Raw genomic sequence first — 18,085 nt, forward strand, 5'->3', positions numbered from 1 at the left:
GTCTTCAGCCGCGCCCGTATTTTTCAGCCAGTCGCCGGTTGAGCGCCTTGGTCAGCACCTTGCCCTCGCCCTTGCGTCGCATCTGCGCTTCGAGCGCATCGGCGGTCGCGACGAGTTCGTCGCGCAACTTGCAGAAATTGCGCCAGCGATCACCATCGAGGCTGCCGTCTTCGAGCGCCGCACGCACCGCACAACCGGGCTCGCTTTGGTGTGCGCAGTCGCCGAATCGACAGGACCGGGCGAGCGCGTCGATATCGGCGAACTGCCCCTCGTCGAGTTCTTCGCTGCCGGTGAGCTTGAGCTCACGCATGCCGGGTGTGTCGATCAGGCAACCGCCACTGGGCAGCATGAGCAGGGCGCGGTGGGTGGTGGTGTGGCGACCGCGGCTGTCGCGCTCGCGTACTGCGCCGGTGGCCTGGCGCAGTTCGCCAAGCAGGGTATTGGTCAGGGTCGACTTGCCCGCGCCCGAGGAACCAACCAGCACGGTGCTGCTGCCGGGACCGAGCCAGGCCAGCAGCGGCGCGACACTCTCGGCCGACTTGGCATTGATGGCCAATACACGCGCGGCATCGCCCAGCCGCTCACGCAATTGCACGAGCGCGTCAGCGGCGGCATCGCTGCGATCCGCCTTGGTCAACACCACCACGGCCTGCGCGCCGCTGTCCTCGATCAGAAGCAGGTAGCGTTCGATGCGCGCCGGATTGAAATCGCCATCGAGCCCCATCAGCACGAACACGGTGTCGATGTTGGCGGCGATCACCTGACGGCGATGGCTCTCGCCCGCGGCGCCGCGCTTGAACTCGCTCGAACGCGGCAGGATGGCCTCGATCGTCGGCGGCTGGCCCGGCGCGACGATGACGAAGTCACCGACCGCGGGCCGATCGACCGGATCGATGTCACGACGCAGGAAACGCGCCGCAGGCTGGGCATTGAATGGCGCATCGCCATCGTGCAATTCATAGCCGGCACGATGCTGGGCGACCACACGAGCCAGCCGCTGCGCCGGCTCCAGCGCCGGCACCGGCACGGCCGGGCGCCAGCCAATGCGGGCCAGGCGCGCGGCGGTGTCGGAAGCGGTCTGCATGGCAGGATTCTAGCCGGGTTTGCCGTGCGAACCGTGCCCTCGTCACCGCATGGTGCGGCGCCGCAGATGCGCTGCTACGATGGCAGGATCATTTTCCCCGGAATACTCGATGACCACCGCGCCGATCGCGACCAGTCAACGCCTGAATCAGGTGCGCTACGACATTCGTGGCCCGCTCAGTCGGCGCGCCCATGAACTCGAGCGCGAGGGCCAGTCGATCCTGCGTCTGCATATCGGCAACCCCGGTCTGTTCGGCTTTCGCGTGCCGCAGCATCTGCGCGATGCAATTTCCGAGCATCTGCCGCGCAGCGAAGCCTACTGCCACCAGCAAGGCCTGATCGAAGCGCGCGAGGCGATCGCCGCGCAGCACCGGCGCCATGGCGTCAATGCCGCCGCCGAGCGCGTGTTCATCGGCAATGGCGTGAGCGAACTCATCGATCTCAGCCTGCGCGCCCTGCTCGATGTCGGCGACGAAGTCCTCATTCCTGCGCCCGACTATCCGCTGTGGACCGCAGCCACGCGCCTCAATGGCGGCGTACCCGTGCACTATCCCTGTCCGCCCGAACGCGCGCATCTGCCCGATGCCGGCGAGATCGAAGCGCTGATCACGTCGCGCACGCGCGCGCTGGTGATCATCAACCCCAACAATCCGACCGGCGCGGTCTATCCGCGCGAGTTGCTCGTCGAGCTCGTCGCCATCGCGCGGCGCCACGGCTTGGTGCTGCTGGCCGACGAGATCTACGACAGCGTGCTCTACGACGCGGCCGCGTTCAGCGCACTCGCGCCACTCGCCGGCGAGGTGCCGTGCCTGAGTTACGGTGGCCTGTCCAAGGTGCATCTGGCCTGCGGCTATCGCGTCGGCTGGCTGTCGGTGAGCGGCGAGGTCGCATCCACCACCGAGCTGGTGCGCGCGCTCGACCTGCTCGCGAGCCTGCGCCTGTGCAGCAACGTCACCGCGCAATGGGCGATCAAGCCCGCGCTGGAAGGTCCGAACGAAATCGGCAAGTTGACTGCGCCCGGCGGTCGCCTGCATGCAGCGCGCAGCGCGGTGATCGATGCCGTCGAGCGCAGCGCCTTCCTGCAATTGGTCAAGCCGCAAGGTGCGCTGTACGCATTCCCGTCGGTCGATACTGATCGACTGCCCGGCTTCGATGACGCCGCCTTCGCGCTCGACCTGCTCGAGCATGAGCGCATCCTGCTGGTGCCCGGATCGAGCTTCAACATCGCCGCACGCAATCACTTCCGCGTCACCCTGCTGCCCGAACCGGCAACGATCGCCGAGGCCTTTGCCGCGATCGAACGCCAGCTCGAACGCTTCGCCGCACAGGCGAATCGGCGCGTGGCCTGATGCCGACGGCGCAGGGCGCGCGCTTGCGCTATCTCGCGCTCGGTGATTCCTACACCATCGGCGAAGGTGTCGAGGCGGCCGCACGTTGGCCCGAACAACTGGTCGCAGGCCTGCGTACGCGGGGAATCAGCATCGAGGCCCCCGAAATCGTTGCCGTCACCGGCTGGACCACCGACGAGCTCGCCGCGGCGATCGCCGCTCATCGTTTCACGCCTCCTTACGATCTGGTCAGCCTGCTGATCGGCGTCAACAACCAGTACCGGGATCGTCCGCTCGACGAATACCGGCTGCAGTTCGCGCAGCTGCTCGATCGCGCGATCGCGCTCGCCGGCGCCGCCCGTCGCGTCGTCGTGGTCTCGATTCCCGATTGGGGCAACACCCCGTTTGCCGCCACCGATCCGCGAGGCAAGGCGCTCATCGGCGCGCAGATCGACACCTTCAACGCAAGCGCGCGGGAAGTCACGCAGGCCCGCGGTGCCCGCTTCGTCGACATCACGGCCATCTCGCGCACGCCACCAACCGACCCGGCCGGCTGGCTTGCCGAAGACGGTCTCCACCCCGGCGCGGCGCAGTACACGGCCTGGCTTGCGCCGATCGTCGAGGCAGCGCGGCATGCGCTGAGCTGATACCCGCGGGTGCCCGACGCGGCTGGCACAGTACGCACGGTTTCGACTGCGACGAGACCCACACCGATTGCGTGAACGGCATCACGGAAAGCGGTCGGTTCTTAACGAAACGCCAACACCGTTCAGCAAAGCCTTTGCTAATTTCGCCCCCTCGCGGGGCACGCCTTGGCCATTGCCTGCCCCTTGATCCGCGCAACACCGGGGTTTTTGCATGCCATTCCAGCGAATGACGCTGTCCGTACTGTTGAGCTTTTTTGGCGCGATCGGCTGCGCCCATGCCGCGTCGTTCGCCGGCATCGATCCCGCCATCTGGAGCCTTGATCGACCCGGCGCTTTCGCCTCGACGGCGATGCCGGCCAGTGGCGTGATCCGCCTCGCCGACAGCACGGGCACCGAATTCGGCCCGCCCGCCCTCACCGCGGCGGCCACGACTTCGCACCTGCGCCAGCTGCTCAACGACTTCTCGATGAACCTGCGCGGCATCCGCTACCGCCGCGGCGGCCACGACCCCAGGACCGGCTTCGATTGCAGCGGTTTCGTGCGCTATGTCTTCCAGCACACCGTCGGCGCCCTGCTGCCCGCGAATTCGGCCAGCCAGTACCGGATCGGCACCAGCGTCCCGCGCGATGAAATGAAAACCGGCGATCTGGTGTTTTTCCGTACGCACGGCAAGCGCATCTCGCACGTGGGCATCTACATCGGCGACAACCGCTTCATCCACTCGCCATCGACCGGCAAGCACGTGAGCGTCAGCAACCTCGACGACAGCTACTGGGCCCGCCGCTACGCCGGCGCGCGCCGGCCGCAGATTCTCGGCTGAGGCAGCCCGTCAGGCAGGCGGGTGGTGGATTGTCCTTGATGGCCTGCCCCGTGCACTGAGCGGACGGCCTGCGCTGCCGCAGCGTATCATGCACGGTTTCCCTTCCGTGGATCGATCCATGTCCCTGTCTCCCGCCGTACGCGCCCGCATCGAGGCGCTGCTCGCCGATCATCGCGTCGTGCTGTTCATGAAAGGTACGCGGCTCGCGCCGCAATGCGGCTTTTCCGCCGCCGCCGCCGATCGCCTCAATGCCGTGCTTGACGACTACCACAGCGTCAACGTGCTCGCCGACGAGGAAATCCGCGCCGGCATCAAGGAATTCGGCAACTGGCCTACCATCCCGCAACTGTATGTCGATGGCGAGCTCGTCGGTGGTGCCGACATCGTGCAGTCGATGTTTGATTCGGGCCAGCTCCACGAGATGTTCGGCAAGGCCGCGCCCGACCGCACGCCGCCCGAGCTCAACATCACCGACGCGGCCGCGGAGCAGATTCGCGCGGCGCTCGGCGGTGCCGGCGATGCCTGCCTGTTCCTCGTCGTCGACGGCCACTACCAGCCGCAGTTCCAGCTGCGCGAGGCCGGTGACAACGACATCGTCGCGCAGGCCAACGGTCTGGAAATCCATTTCGACGTGGCCAGCGCGCAGCGCGCGCGCGGCGCGCAGATCGACTGGACCCAGACGCCCCACGGCGTGGGTCTGGCGATCTTCCTGCCGCAGGCGCCGCGGATCGACATCAAGCCGCTCGACGTGCACGGCCTGCAGCAGCGACTGCAGCGCGGCGACCTCACGGTGATTGACGTGCGCGCAGACGAAGAGCGTTCGCATGCGCCGTTCGCGGGAGCCGAAGTGTTCACGCCGCAAACCCATGCCCGCCTGACCGCCCTGCCCAAGGACACGCCGCTGGCCTTCCTCTGCCATCACGGCGTCTCCAGTCGCAATGCCGCCGAGCATTTCCGCGACCACGGCTTCACGGATCTGTACAACATCGAGGGCGGCATCGACGCCTGGTCGCGCGAGATCGATTCATCGATTCCGCGCTATTGAGTCCTGCAATGGAACGCATTGCCGACCTGATTCGCGCGGTCGCGGATTTTCCCGCGCCGGGCATCCTGTTCCGCGACATCACGCCGCTGCTCGCCGACGTACAGGCGTTCGGACATGCGATCGATCTGCTGGCGCAGCCGTGGCTCGACATGCGCATCGACGCGGTCTGCGCGGTCGAGGCGCGCGGCTTCATATTCGGCACCGCGATCGCGTCCCGGCTCGGCGCGGGTTTCGTGCCGCTGCGCAAGCCGGGCAAGCTGCCGCCACCGGTGATCGGCATCGACTACGCGCTCGAGTACGGCCAGGACCGGTTGGAAATGCGCGCTGATGCCCTCGCCTGCGGCAATCGGGTACTGCTGGTCGATGACGTGCTCGCCACCGGCGGCACCTTGAGTGCCGCGCGTCGGCTGATCGATGAGTCCGGCGCGCAGTTGCTCGGTGCCAGCGTGCTGATCGAACTCGACGCCTTGCCCGGCCGCGCTGCCTGGGGCGCGTCAACGCCGCTGCACGCGTTGTTGCACTACTGAGCCCGGCGCGAGCGCGAAGGCTCGGCCGGATTCTTGCGCTTCACTTGCGCGGTCAGGTGGTCGATGATCGCGCCGGCGACATCGACGCCACTGGCCGCCTCGATGCCTTCGAGTCCCGGTGAGGAATTGACTTCGAGCACCAGCGGCCCGCGTGCCGAACGCAACAGATCGACGCCGGCAACGCCCAGGCCCAGGGCACGCGTCGCACGCAATGCAACCGCTTGTTCGGCGGCACTGAGCTCGACCGGATTGGCAGTGCCCCCACGATGCAGGTTGGCGCGAAAGTCGCCTTCCGGCGCCTGCCGCTGCATTGCCGCGACCACCCGCTCGCCGATGACGAAGCAGCGCAGGTCGGCACCGTTGGCTTCGCGGATGAACTCCTGCACGATGAAATTCGCATACAGGCTGCGAAACGCCTCGATCATGCCCAGTGAGGCGCTGCGCTTTTCCGCGAGCAATACGCCCTGACCCTGCGCACCCTCGTTGAGCTTGAGCACGTGCGGCGGTTCGCCGAGCATCGCCAGCAGATCGTTGCTGTCTTCGGGATTGTCGCCGAACACCGTGGTCGGCAGGTCAATGCCTTCGGCCGCGAGCATCTGCAGTGCGCGCAGCTTGTCGCGTGCACGCAGGATCGCATCGGCATCATTGGGCGTGAAGGCGCCCATCTTCTCGAACTGGCGCACCACCGCGGTGCCGTAGAAGGTGATCGAGGTGCCAATGCGCGGAATCACCGCATCAAAGCCATGCAGGCGCTTGCCGCCGCAGTGCATCTCGAAACTGCCCGGACCGATGCGCATGTAGCAACGCAGCGGATCGAGCACACGCACGACGTGGCCGCGCTCACGCGCGGCTTCGACCAACCGGCGGGTCGAATACAGACGCGCATTGCGCGACAGGATGGCGACTTTCATGCAGGCATGCCGGCGTTGACGCGGCCATGCCGCGACGGTGGCGGCAGCCTACAGGAAAGCATCCGTGTCGAGCGCCTGCGGACCGCCTCCCCGCGCCCGGCGGCTGCGGGCGACGATCATCGGCGCGGCGACCGATCCGCAGCGGACGCGGATCGGCACCCGTTGCGGCGCCTCAGTTGCCAACGGCCTGGGTTGCGCCACCCTTCATCAATTCCTTGCGGTAGGCTTCCTGGCTGCCGCGCGTGACCTCGGCGCGTTCGCGCGCAGTCATGCAGATCTTGGTCTTGAAGTGCGTACCCGAGCGCTGCTCGAGGGTGCAGATCTTGCGATCGCCGTCATTGCTGGTCAGCAAGGCGTTGATCTTTTCCTGCGCATTGGCGAGATCCACCTGCTCGGCGTTGTTCATCTTCGAGACCGAACCGCGCTCATCGAACAGCTTTTGCATCTTGTCGAGATTGGCTTCCACCTCGCTGCGATCGGCGCTGCCGATATCGCCATAGCGGCCTTGAGTCTGCATTTCTTCGCGCACCTGTTTTGCCTGCTGGGCAAAGGCCGCTGCATCGACCGTGCTTTGCCAGGGCTGATCGGCGACGCGCGCGCTTGCGGACAGGGAGAAGGCGAAACAGCCGGCCAGAAGCATCAGAGGGAGGATCGAACGGGACATCATGGGGTCTTGCTCCGGGTGTAGTACGAATGCGCTCGTACTAAACCACACGTAGATTTTGCCTGTCAAGTCCCTTTGGTCGTGCCTTGGCGCTTGTGCGCGCTGCCGCGACGACAGGCGCCCGAGCCGGGACCATGACCGCCTTGCGCGACGGGCACAAGGCAGACCCGCCGCGCAGCATCTGGCAGGCTGGCGCGGCACGTTGACCAGGCCTGACCCAGATCAAGCACCGCGCATCGGGCCCTGTGCATGCTTCGCTATATACATGAACTTATAGCGAGGTTCGAGCAATGAGACTTCCCGCCCTCCTGTTCAGCTTGGCGCTGATTTCGCTGGCCCCGGCCGCCGTGTTCGCGCAAGCGCCCGCGATCGGCACGCCGAGCCATTCGCTGCGCGTGAGCGGCGCAGTCAAGGCCAAGGTCGAGCTCGACCTGGCGGCACTCAAGCGGCTCACGCCGCACGACAGCGGCCCAACCACGGTGGTCTGTGCCTCGGGCGCGACCATGGGCAAGGCCGACAACTACCGGGGTGTGCTGCTCACCGACGTGCTCAAGCACGTTGGCCTCAAGCTCGAAGGTCACAAGGACGATCGCCGCATGGTGATCGTGGCGCGCGCCACCGATGGCTACGTCGTGACCTTCTCGTGGAGCGAGCTGTTCAACACCACGATCGGCAAGGAAGTTCTGGTCGCCTGGGAAAAGGATGGCCAGCCACTGGACGCCAAGGAGGGTCAGCTGCTGCTGATTTCAGGCCAGGACATCAAGACCGGCCCCCGCCACGTGCGCTGGCTCGATCGCATCGAAGTCGTGCGCATTCCGTAATCACGGACGCGCCCACCCCTCAGCTCCCGTCCATGGATGCGCGTGCCGGCTGCGGCGCGCGCAGCCCTGTCGTGCGCGCCAATTCCATCCAGAACCGAGTAGCGACCATGTCAGGATTCTCCGCGCAACATCCCGCAATCGCGCCACCGCATTCACCCTGCCTGCGGTTGCGAACGCCGCTCCATGCAAGCCTTTCGATTCTCATCTGCCTCGCCACGGTCGCAGGCTCCGGTGGCAGGCCGGCCACGGCGGACGAACTGCCTGCCGAAGTCTTCGAACTGGGCGTCGTGCAAGTGACCGGCAAGGCCGATGGCACATCCACCCAAAGCGAATCGATCATCACCCGCGAGCAGCTGGACCAGCTCAATCGTGAAACCGTCAGCGACGCGGTGGCCATTGCGCCCGGCGTCAACCTTTCGGTCAACAGCCGCAACGAAACCATCGTGTTGTTGCGCGGCTTCGACCCGCGCCAGGTGCCGGTGTTCCTCGATGGCATCCCGCAATACGTGCCCTACGACGGCTACATCGATTTCGGCCGCTTCACCACCTTCGATTTGGCCGAGATCCGCGTCGCCAAAGGATCGGCCTCGCTGCTTTACGGACCCAATACGCTGGGCGGCGCAATCAACCTTGTATCGCGAAAGCCCAGCCAGCCGCTGGAAGGCGACGCCCGCGTCGGCCTTGCCAGCGGCGGCGAACGCAAGGTCGCGGGCAATCTCGGCCTGCGTCGTGGCCGCTGGTACATGCAGGCCGGCTGGTCCATGCTGGATGCCGACAGTTTCCCGCTGCCCGATGGTTTTCGAGATTACAAACCCAACCCCACCGATACCGGCGATGAGCGGGAAAATGCCTTTCGCAGCGATCGTCGCAGTTCGATCAAGCTTGGATTTGAAGCCGATGATCGCACCGAGTTCGCGATCGGCTACGTCCGACAGGACGGCGAGAAGGGCAATCCCGTTTACACCGGCCGCGCCAGCAGCGGCATCCGCTACTGGCGCTGGCCGTGGTGGGACAAGGAAAGTCTGTATTTGCTCGGCAGTCTGGGCCTCGGCGCGAACAGCAGCCTGCGCCTGCGCGCATGGGAAGACCACTATGGCAATGGACTTGATGCCTTCACCAACGCCAGCTACGACACGCCCATCCACAACACCAGCTTTCCAAGCACCTACGAAGACCTCACCCGCGGCGCCAGCGCCGAGTTGATCGGCAGCGCCTTTGCCAACCACGGACTGCATCTGGCCCTGCACCTCAAGGAGGATCGACACCGCGACCGCAATCCGCAGTCTCCGCTCAAGGACTATCGCGACCTCACCTCGTCATTGGCGATCGAGGATTTCATCAGCCTCGGCCAGAACACCAGCCTGCGCGCGGGAATCAGCCGCGAACGGCGTGAGGCCAAGGAGGTGTACCACTGGCCGACGGGCTCGACCCAGGCAAACAATGGCTTGATCGAATGGGTGCACAGGCTCGGTGAAGACGGAGAACTGTTTGCGGGCGCTTCGCACAAGACCCGCTTTCCCACCATCAAGGATCGCTATTCGGCGCGCATGGGCCGCGCCCTGCCCAACCCCGACCTCAAGCCGGAAGTCGCCCGCCATTTCGAATTCGGCTGGCGTGGACAGCCCTGGCAGGGCGCACATTTCGAGGCGACTGCCTTTCTAAGCCGCATCAGCGATTTGATCCAGGATGCCGAGGTCGCTTCGGACCAGTGCGGTGGCACGGTCTGCGATCAAGCGCAAAACATCGGCCGGGCACGTCATCGCGGCGTGGAATTGTCTCTGCAGCAGGCACTGGGCGAGCGCGCCCAGGCCGGTATCGCCTACACCCTGCTCGACCGCGACAACCTGGATGATCCGTCCAAGCGACTCACCAACAGTCCGCGGCAAAGGCTGTTTGGCCATGTCCAGTGGGCGTTCGCACCCCAATGGACACTGCAAGCCAACGTCGAGACCGAACAGGGCCGCATCGTCACCTACAGCGGCCCCGGCAACCGTGGCGGCTTCCTGCAATTGGGTGGCTACGCAATCTTCGGCGCGAAACTGGCGTGGATGCCGCGAGCCGACACCGAGATCGAACTGGGCGTGCGCAACCTCGGCGACAAGTGGTACGAGCTCAGCGAAGGCTATCCCATGCCCGGACGCAGCTGGTTCGCCAATCTGTATTACCGCTACTGATCCGGAGCAAGCCGCCCCGTGCGATGCCAAGCATTGCACGGGGCGGAGCGAATCACACGGCCACCGCGAGTATCACGTGCGAGGCCTTGATCAGGGCAAGCATCTTCTGGCCTTCGTCGATCGGCAGGCCATCCACGCTTTCATTGGTCACCGTGGCAACGATGCGGCAACCGCCGGCGAGCGCGAGCTCCACCTCGGCATTGACCGCGCCCTTGCGGCAACGGCTCACCGTGCCGGCCAGCACGTTGCGGGCACTGGTGCGTGTGCCCGGCGCCGCCAGCACGACGAACGAGGACTTGATCAGCGCGATCGCGCTGCTGCCTTCGCGCAGCCCCAGATCCTCGACACTGCGATGCGTGATGATCGCGGTGAGCCGATCCCCTCCTTCGAGATCAAGTACCACTTCGCTGTTCACTGCACCTCGCGTGATCGACACGACGCGCCCTTCAAACTGGTTGCGTGCACTGGTCTTGAGCATGAGATTTCCCAGCCTCTGCAGGAGTTGATCGATATCCGATGGACTGGTCGCGCCCGGCGGCGCCGCGAGCAGTCGCTGCTGCAACGTGGTAAGCGCCTGGTGGAACGCCAACACGCGTTTTCCCATCACGGTCAGTTGCGCGCCACCACCACCACTGCCGCCAGTGATCGCCTCCACCAGCGGTTGTCCGGCGAAGCGGTTGAGCGCGGCAATCGCATCCCATGCACCCTTGTAACTCATGCCAACCGCACGCGCGGCGGCGCTGATCGAATGCTGCGTCTCGAGCGCGTGCAGCAGCCGCGCCCTTTGCGGCGTCAGGCTGGTGCCTGCGCCGCGCAGATCAATCAGGGGTTCGAGAATGGGAACATCGGAACCTGACATGCCCACCGACACCTGGGAACGAGATCGCAGGGTACATCAGCGCACCGGCTGCCGCGGCGCGGCTCGGAACCGATGATGCGGGGCTGGAGCGGGTGAAGGGAATCGAACCCTCGTCAGTAGCTTGGGAAGCTACAGCTCTACCATTGAGCTACACCCGCATCGGCATCGCTCGGACCAGCTGCTGCGCAGCGGCACGCGCGGAAGGCGAGCCTAACCGCGACCGCCGCGGCCGACAAGATGGCGCTGCCGGCAAACCGGGCAGGCCTTGCAAGGGCGGACGACGGGCGGCTCCTTCCCTGCCGGGATCATTCCACCCTGCCTGTCGTCGCCGCGCCTGTTGCAGCCTGGCCCGTATCGATGCCGACTTCCGTATTCACCCGCAAGCGCCTGCATCCGCAGGTTTCCAGGAGAGGCACCATGCGCGCGGTCTTGATTTCGCTTGTTTTCCTGCTTGCCGGTACCGCCCACGCGGATTCGGTCAAGGGCTGGTGTGAGCGCGATGGCAAGCGCCTCGACTTCAGCGACGGCATTGCCTTCAAGGACGCCCGCGACGAAAGCGGCGTCGTCACCACGACCATCTACCTGACCGCCAAGCCGCTCGACCGCAGCGCGCTGGCGAAATCCGCGCAAGCCCGCGGCGAGCTCGGCACCAACACGTTCGTCAGCCCGCGCGGCGATCTCATCGAAGCACAGCATGCAGCGGTCGATGCCGGCTGGATCGAGCTGGCGCATGTCGGCGGCGATCTCGACATGGCGACCATCGTGAACATCATGTACCTCGCCGCGGACGGCAGCCTGACCGGCCTCGACGGTGGCAACGGCCGGATCGAACTGACCGCAAAGGGTGAGCGCTTCACCGGCAAACTGGTCACCGAAGCACGCGACGCCCCGTTGAACGAAACCGACATGCGCTGCGATCTGGCTTTCGACCTTGCGGTCGGCTGGCCGGGTTGACCCTTGCGCGCAGTCGCATCATGCAGGCCCGCGAGCCATGGCGCAGCGCCGTGCGCGAGTGAAGAGCGATGCGCGCCGATGCGATTGCTCGGCTGCGCCCGCGGATGCGGTTCGCCGCCAATGCCTGAATCCGCGCCGACTGACACTGCAATGGACTGCAAACCGACAAGGCCGGAAAGTCGTCATTCAGGCTCGCGAGGCGGATACTTGGCGCGCCTGTCAGTTCCGGCGGTCGTAATCTGGGCACGACCCGCCGCGACGGGAACTGGCGTAGGCGCGAGGAGGAGCACAACCCATGTTCACCAAGTTTTCCGTTCCGCGATATTTGGGCGCGGCGGCTCTGGCGGGGCTGATGAGTCTGACCATGCTCGGCAGCGCACTGGCCGCGCCCGATGACGACGCGGCCGATCCACCCAGCCGCGTGGCGCGCCTGAGCTATCTCGGCGGCGAAGTGAGTTTCCAGCCCGCCGGAGACCACAACTGGGTGCAGGCTTCGCTCAACCGGCCGCTGATCGCCGGTGACTCGCTCTACACCGACCGCAATTCACGCACCGAACTGCAGATGGGCGGCGCCACCGTTCGCCTGGACGACCGCAGCTCGATCAACGTGCTCAATCTCAATGACCAGATCGCACAATTCGAACTCAGCGAAGGCGTGCTGCGCCTGAGCGTGCGCAATCTCGGCCGCGACCAGAGCTACGAGATCGACACTCCCACGCTCGCCTTCGTGACCACGATGCCCGGCGAATACCGCATCGACGTCGCGCCCGACGGCCGCTCGACCATGGTCACCGTGTTCGATGGCAACGGCGATGTCTATGGCGAGCAGAACGCCAACTACAGCGTGCGCGCCGGCAACAGCTATCGCTTCAATGATTCGGCCCTGCGTGACTACGAGGTGCTCGATCTGCCGCGCGGCGATGATTTCGACAATTGGGTCGCCTCGCGTGAACGCCGTTACGAGCGTTCGGTCTCGCGTCGCTACGTCTCCGACGACATGATCGGCTACTCCGATCTCGACGAATACGGCTCGTGGAACACCGTCGCCGACTACGGCTCGGTGTGGTATCCGACCAGCGTCGCGGTCGGCTGGGCGCCCTACCGCAGCGGACACTGGTCGTGGGTCGGCGCATGGGGCTGGACCTGGATCGACACTGCACCATGGGGCTTTGCACCATTCCACTATGGCCGCTGGATCTATGTCGGCAACCGCTGGGGCTGGTGCCCCGGCCCGCGCCACTACCGGCCAATCTACTCGCCGGCAATGGTCGCCTTCGTCGGCGGCAACAATTGGTCCGCGAGTATCCGGCTCGGTGATGGTCCGGTGGGCTGGTTCCCGCTCGGCCCGCGTGATGTCTACGTGCCCTGGTATCACACCTCGCGCCGCTATTTCACCGACATCAACGTCCACAACACGACGATCATCAACAACATCCACATCACCAACATCTACAACGATTACTCGCGCGGCCGCCCGGTGCCCGGCAACAACTACATGTGGCGCAACAACAGCGCCGCCATGACCGCGGTTTCGCGCGAAACCTTCGTCGGCTCGCGTCCGGTGCTTGCCGGCCGCATCAACGTCAACGCCGCGCAGTGGAACAAGGCCCCGGTCGCCAGTCGCCTCGGCATCGCTCCCACCCAGGCGAGCTTTGTCGCCGCCGATGTGCGCCGTGCCAGCGCCGTGCCGCAGGCCGCCGTGCTCGATCGTCGCGTCATCGCCCGCACCGCGCCGGCGCCGACCGTGGCACCCATCGCCGAGCGTGTGCAGGCGATTGAACGCAACCAGGGGCGCCCGCTCGCACGCCCGCTGCCTGCAGCCGTTCCCGCTCGCGGCGAAGCAACCGCCCAGCGCGGCATCCCGTCACGCGTGCAGGTGGTGGACAGCCCGACCGCACGTCCGCAGGCGATCTCGAGGACGCCGGTGGGCAGCAGCGTCGATCGCCGCAACGCCCCGTCCGTCGGGCAGTCGCGCATGCCGCAGCGAACCGGCGCCGATGCGCAAGTACAGCGCAGCAATGACCGCGGCACGGTGCCCAGTGAACGCGCCCTGCCTTCGTCACGCTTCGCGCCACAGCGCAGCGTCGGCAACGAAGGCATGCCGTCGCGTGGCAACGTCGATGCATCCATGCGTACCCCGCAGCGTAGCGGCAGTGTCGACAGCGGGGCGCGCCCAGGCAATCTGCGCGGTCGCGGAAACGAACAGGTCGAACCGCCGCGTTCGAACAACCAGCCTGCTTATCGCTCGCGCAATGCCGAATCGGTGGAGGCGCCGCGTTCGAACAATCAGCCTGCTTATCGCTCGCGCAATGTCGAATCGGTGGAGGCGCCGCGCGAAAGCGTTCCGTCTTCGAACTACCGCTCGCGCAGCGTGGAATCGGCACCGCCGCAACGCACGTATCAGCCCGCCCAGCAGCGTGGAAGCGCGCCGCCAAGCTACTCGCGCAGCGTGGAATCAGCGCCGCAGCAGCGTTCCTACCAGTCCGCACCGCCGCAGCGTTCCTACGAGTCCGCACCGCCGCAGCGTTCCTACCAGTCCGCACCGCCGCAGCGTTCCTACCAGCCCGCGCCGGTTCAACGTGCGCCGCAGCCAATGCAGCAACCCCGCATGGAGGCTCCGCAACGCCAGGCGTCACCGCCGCCAGCGCGTGAGGCTGCGCCTGCACGACGCGAATCGACAAGGGACTCGGATGACGGTGGTCGCGGCATCAGTCGCCGCTGATTGTCCCGCCTCATGGTCCAGGATGCCGCGCACTGCGCGGCATCTTTTTTTGCACGATCAACCGGCAGGCTGTTTCAGCAGCCACTGACGATGCGATCATTCAGGCTTCATGCGCGCACGCGGGTCGTACGCGCGAACCTTGTCCGAGCAGAAGGCCCGATGTCCGAAACACCTTTCAGCGAACGCCGCATCCGCAGCTTCGTGCTGCGCCAGGGCCGTTTCACGCCCGCGCAGCAACGCGCCTTCGACGCACACTGGGCGCGCTACGGACTCGACTATCGAGCCACCCCGCGCGATCTGAATGCGGTTTTCGGCCGCAGCGCGCCGCGCGTGCTGGAGATCGGCTTCGGCAACGGCGAGCAACTCCTGCATTCGGCGCAGGCCGAGCCCGAGCGCGACTTCATCGGCATCGAGGTGCACAAGCCCGGCGTCGGGCGCCTCATGAATGCGCTGGCACAGGCCGGCGTCGACAACGTGCGCATTTGCAACCACGACGCCGTCGAGGTGATCGAGAATGAACTTGGCACTGCGAGCCTGGCCGAAGTGCGGATCTACTTCCCCGACCCCTGGCACAAGAAGCGCCACCACAAGCGCCGCCTCGTGCAATTGCCGTTTCTCGCCCTGCTCGCTTCGCGCGTGAAACCTGGTGGCCGCTTGCATTTGGCGACGGACTGGGCCGACTATGCCGAGCACATGCAGGAAATGCTGCGCGAAGCGCCTGACTGGCGGTCCTGCGCGGAATTCGCCGACCCCGGCGTGTGTCCGCCCTGGCGCATCCAGACGCATTTCGAGCGCCGCGGCCTGCGTCTGGGCCATCGTGTATGGGATTTCGTCCATGAAAGAATCTGAGCGCGGTTGACGCGCGCCGGCAAAACACACAAGAACTGCCCCGAATGGAAGCCGGTCTGACCCTCACTCCGAACATGATGCTGGTGTTCGCCTTGCTGGCGTTCACCGTGCTCATGCTCGTGCTCGAGTGGATCCGCGCCGACCTCGTGGCCTTGCTGGTGATCGTGGTGATCGGCATCACCCGCCTGCTGCCGGTGGAGCAACTGTTCGACGGTTTCGCCGGCAACGCGGTGATCTCGCTGCTGGGCGTGATGATCATGGGCGCGGGTCTCGACCGCACCGGCGTGCTGGCCAAGGCGGCCTCGTTCATCCTGCGCATGGCCGGTGGTGTCGAGGCGCGCGTGTCGCTGCTGATAAACGCGGTCGCCGGCAGCCTGTCGAGCGTGATCCAGAGTCAGGCTCTGAGCGCACTGTTCTTGCCGGTGGTCAGCCGCGTCAGTGCGCGCACCGGCCTGCCACTGCGCCGCCTGTTGCTGCCGATGGCCTGCATGATCCTGTGCGGCACCAACATGACGATGATTTCGAACTCGCCGTTGATCCTGCTCAACGACCTGATCGTCAACGCCAATCGCAACCTGCCGCCGGGCGCGCAGACGATCGAGCAATTCACGCTGTTCGCGGTGGCGCCGATCGGCGTGCCCTTGCTGCTGGCGGGTCTGCTTTATTTCGCCCTGTTCACGCGCAAGCTCCTGCCCGGTGACGAGGAGGATCGCCAGAAGGTCACGCCCGGGCGCACCGAAACCTATTTTGCCGAGACCTACGGCATCGACGGCAGCGTGGTCGAACTGGTGGTCACCGTCGACAGTCCACTGGTGGGAATGAGCGTGGCCGAGATCGAGCAACTGCACGATGCGCCGCTCATACTCGCGCTCAAGAGCAACAACGAGGCACGGCTGGCGCCACCGGGCGATGAGATGATCTGGGTTGGCAGCGTGCTCGGCGTGCTCGGCAAGCGTGAATCCATCCAAGCCTTCGCCAACACCCAGCTCTGTCAGATGCACACGCGGCTGCGCAATTTCGCCGACCTGTTCAATCCGAGCCGCGCGGGCATCTCCGAAGCCGTGGTGCCCCCCAATTCCCACTGGATCAAGAAGAGCGTCGGCGAACTTCGCCTGCGCAAGACCGCCGCGCTGTCGGTCCTTGCAGTCAATCGCGGCGAGCAGGTGTTCCGCGAGGATCTGCGTTCGCTGAGCCTGCGCGCCGGCGACACCCTGGTGCTGCACAGCTTCTGGCGCGACCTGGCCAATGCGGCCGAGTCGCACGACTTCGTCGTCGTCACCGACTACCCCAAGGAAGAACAGCGCCCCGGCAAGATCTGGCATGCGGTTGCATTTTTCGCCGTGGCGATGGGGCTGGGGCTGTTCACCGACATCAAGCTGTCGATCGCGATGATGGTCGGCGCGGTGGGCATGTTGCTCACCGGCGTACTCAACATGGACGAGGCCTACGAGGCGATCAATTGGAAGACCGTGTTCACGCTCGCCTGCCTGGTGCCGCTGGGCTGGACCATGGACTCCACGGGCGCGGCCGCCTGGCTCGCACAGGAAGTGTTGCAGCACATCGGCAGTTGGCCGCAGTGGGGCCTGCAGGCGGTGATCGCGCTGATTACCCTGCTGCTTGCACAGGTCGTTTCCAATGTCGGCGCCACGGTGATGATGGTGCCGATGGCGATCAACGTGGCGCTCGCGTCGGGTGGCAATCCGGCGCTGTATGCGCTGGTGGTCGCGATCTCCACCTCGAACGTGTTCCTGCTGCCCAGCGCGAATCCGGTGCTGATGATCATCAGTGGCGCCGGCGGCTATCGCACGCGCGATTTCCTGCGCGTGGGCGCACCCCTGACTGTGCTCATGCTGGTGGTGATGCTGTTGGCGATCAACTTCATCTACGGGCACGTGTAGGCAGCCGCGACGGGCTCAACGCAGTCGCACCTCGCCATCGACGACTTCGACTGGCAGGCTGACCAGTCCGCTGCGCGCCGGTCCGCCCACGCAACAACCGCTGGCGACCTCGAACGTTGCGCCATGCACGGCGCAGATGATGCGGCCATCGCGCACGAGGAACTGTCCGGGCGCATAGTCGAGGCGGCGCCCCGCGTGCGGGCATTCGTTGTGATAGGCAACGACCGTGTCGCCCTGGCGCATCACGATCAACTCGAACCCCCCGGTAGCGCTGTCCACGTGCGCGGCAATCGCGCCGCCATCGGGCAATTCTTCAAAACGACACAACACGTTTTTAACAGACATGCCAGCTTTCAGCACTTGTGGGAAGGTCGCCGCGGCCCTATCGTCCATTTCCCGCAGGGCCGCTTGCGCGCATTCTGGCACAGGCAAACATTTCAATGATCCGAACCTCGTTCCATCTGCCACGCCCCCGCCACCCGCTCGCACGGCTGGCTTGGCTTGCGATCGGCGTCGTCGCCATCGCCAGCGCGCTGTTGCTGGGCGCGATCGTGCTCGCCGTGCTCGTCGTCGGCGGCGCACTGTGGATGCTGTGGCGCAACTTGCGCTCGGTACTCGGCGGCCAGGCCGCAACGAGGCCATCGACCAGCCCGGCCAGCGGCGTCATCGACGGCGAGTTCACGGTGCTGCCGCACGCCCCGCAAACGCCACGCCGCAACTGAGCCGCGTCATTGGTTCCATCGATCATGCGGGGGCCGGCCCTGTCCGGGCCGCGCAGGGTAC

17 protein-coding genes and 1 tRNA gene are annotated in these 18,085 nt (G+C 65.8%); 12 read left to right on the forward strand and 6 right to left on the reverse strand.

Annotation, left to right across the window (positions count from 1 at the left end):
- Nucleotides 1-4: 4 nt before the first annotated feature.
- Nucleotides 5-1,084 carry a ribosome small subunit-dependent GTPase A gene (gene rsgA, locus KF759_RS07880; protein WP_291224277.1) on the reverse strand — a complete coding sequence of 360 codons (1,080 nt, stop codon included), beginning with the start codon at nucleotides 1,082-1,084 and terminating at the stop codon, nucleotides 5-7.
- 109 nt (nucleotides 1,085-1,193) lie between these two features.
- On the opposite strand from rsgA, the gene KF759_RS07885 reads away from it, so the two are divergent.
- The 5 genes from KF759_RS07885 (at nucleotide 1,194) to KF759_RS07905 (ending at nucleotide 5,450) form a co-directional block, all read left to right on the forward strand.
- Entirely contained in the window at nucleotides 1,194-2,432 is a 1,239-nt protein-coding gene (locus KF759_RS07885) for an aminotransferase class I/II-fold pyridoxal phosphate-dependent enzyme (RefSeq protein ID WP_291224279.1), read from the forward strand.
- Entirely contained in the window at nucleotides 2,432-3,058 is a 627-nt protein-coding gene (locus KF759_RS07890; RefSeq protein ID WP_291224281.1) for an SGNH/GDSL hydrolase family protein, read from the forward strand. Before KF759_RS07885 ends, KF759_RS07890 begins: the two co-directional genes overlap by 1 nt.
- Nucleotides 3,059-3,284: 226 nt before the next feature.
- Nucleotides 3,285-3,878 (forward strand): C40 family peptidase, encoded by a 594-nt coding sequence (locus KF759_RS07895; RefSeq protein ID WP_291224283.1) that lies wholly within the window; start codon nucleotides 3,285-3,287, stop codon nucleotides 3,876-3,878.
- Between the two features lie 118 nt (nucleotides 3,879-3,996).
- Nucleotides 3,997-4,923: a Grx4 family monothiol glutaredoxin gene (gene grxD, locus KF759_RS07900; RefSeq protein ID WP_291224285.1), complete on the forward strand. Its 927-nt coding sequence runs from the start codon at nucleotides 3,997-3,999 to the stop codon at nucleotides 4,921-4,923.
- An 8-nt stretch (nucleotides 4,924-4,931) separates the two neighbouring features.
- Complete coding sequence (locus tag KF759_RS07905) at nucleotides 4,932-5,450, forward strand: adenine phosphoribosyltransferase (RefSeq protein ID WP_291224286.1); 519 nt, start codon at nucleotides 4,932-4,934, stop codon at nucleotides 5,448-5,450.
- Here the strand turns inward: KF759_RS07905 and rimK are convergent.
- Both rimK and KF759_RS07915 read right to left on the reverse strand, forming a co-directional pair.
- Complete coding sequence (gene rimK, locus KF759_RS07910; protein ID WP_291224288.1) at nucleotides 5,444-6,361, reverse strand: 30S ribosomal protein S6--L-glutamate ligase; 918 nt, start codon at nucleotides 6,359-6,361, stop codon at nucleotides 5,444-5,446. The genes KF759_RS07905 and rimK overlap by 7 nt on opposite strands.
- 172 nt (nucleotides 6,362-6,533) lie before the next feature.
- On the reverse strand, nucleotides 6,534-7,025 hold the full coding sequence (locus KF759_RS07915) for a hypothetical protein (RefSeq protein ID WP_291224290.1): 492 nt from the start codon (nucleotides 7,023-7,025) through the stop codon (nucleotides 6,534-6,536).
- A gap of 290 nt (nucleotides 7,026-7,315) precedes the next feature.
- Here KF759_RS07915 and KF759_RS07920 point away from each other — a divergent pair, with 290 nt between their 5' ends.
- Complete coding sequence (locus tag KF759_RS07920) at nucleotides 7,316-7,846, forward strand: molybdopterin-dependent oxidoreductase (protein WP_291224292.1); 531 nt, start codon at nucleotides 7,316-7,318, stop codon at nucleotides 7,844-7,846.
- Nucleotides 7,847-7,953: 107 nt separating this feature from the next.
- Nucleotides 7,954-10,020 (forward strand): TonB-dependent receptor, encoded by a 2,067-nt coding sequence (locus tag KF759_RS07925; protein ID WP_291224294.1) that lies wholly within the window; start codon nucleotides 7,954-7,956, stop codon nucleotides 10,018-10,020.
- Between the two features lie 52 nt (nucleotides 10,021-10,072).
- On the opposite strand, the gene KF759_RS07930 is transcribed toward KF759_RS07925, so the two are convergent.
- Nucleotides 10,073-10,879, reverse strand: a complete 807-nt coding sequence (locus tag KF759_RS07930) for a TOBE domain-containing protein (RefSeq protein WP_291224296.1) — start codon at nucleotides 10,877-10,879, stop codon at nucleotides 10,073-10,075.
- Between the two features lie 84 nt (nucleotides 10,880-10,963).
- A tRNA-Gly gene (locus tag KF759_RS07935) sits at nucleotides 10,964-11,037 on the reverse strand.
- Nucleotides 11,038-11,116: 79 nt separating this feature from the next.
- Between KF759_RS07935 and KF759_RS07940 the strand changes: the two genes are divergently transcribed.
- The 4 genes from KF759_RS07940 (at nucleotide 11,117) to KF759_RS07955 (ending at nucleotide 17,302) form a co-directional block, all read left to right on the forward strand.
- Nucleotides 11,117-11,833, forward strand: a complete 717-nt coding sequence (locus KF759_RS07940; RefSeq protein ID WP_291224298.1) for a hypothetical protein — start codon at nucleotides 11,117-11,119, stop codon at nucleotides 11,831-11,833.
- A 352-nt stretch (nucleotides 11,834-12,185) separates the two neighbouring features.
- Nucleotides 12,186-14,555, forward strand: a complete 2,370-nt coding sequence (locus KF759_RS07945) for a DUF6600 domain-containing protein (RefSeq protein WP_291224300.1) — start codon at nucleotides 12,186-12,188, stop codon at nucleotides 14,553-14,555.
- Nucleotides 14,556-14,714: 159 nt separating this feature from the next.
- Nucleotides 14,715-15,404, forward strand: a complete 690-nt coding sequence (trmB, locus tag KF759_RS07950; RefSeq protein ID WP_291224302.1) for a tRNA (guanosine(46)-N7)-methyltransferase TrmB — start codon at nucleotides 14,715-14,717, stop codon at nucleotides 15,402-15,404.
- A gap of 44 nt (nucleotides 15,405-15,448) precedes the next feature.
- Complete coding sequence (locus KF759_RS07955; RefSeq protein ID WP_291224304.1) at nucleotides 15,449-17,302, forward strand: SLC13 family permease; 1,854 nt, start codon at nucleotides 15,449-15,451, stop codon at nucleotides 17,300-17,302.
- A gap of 15 nt (nucleotides 17,303-17,317) precedes the next feature.
- Here KF759_RS07955 and KF759_RS07960 read toward each other — a convergent pair whose 3' ends face one another.
- Nucleotides 17,318-17,647 carry a Rieske 2Fe-2S domain-containing protein gene (locus KF759_RS07960; RefSeq protein WP_291224306.1) on the reverse strand — a complete coding sequence of 110 codons (330 nt, stop codon included), beginning with the start codon at nucleotides 17,645-17,647 and terminating at the stop codon, nucleotides 17,318-17,320.
- A 95-nt stretch (nucleotides 17,648-17,742) separates the two neighbouring features.
- Here KF759_RS07960 and KF759_RS07965 point away from each other — a divergent pair, with 95 nt between their 5' ends.
- Nucleotides 17,743-18,024 (forward strand): hypothetical protein, encoded by a 282-nt coding sequence (locus tag KF759_RS07965; protein WP_291224307.1) that lies wholly within the window; start codon nucleotides 17,743-17,745, stop codon nucleotides 18,022-18,024.
- Nucleotides 18,025-18,085: the final 61 nt, after the last annotated feature.

Source organism: Dokdonella sp., from assembly GCF_019634815.1.
GTDB lineage: Bacteria > Pseudomonadota > Gammaproteobacteria > Xanthomonadales > Rhodanobacteraceae > Dokdonella_A.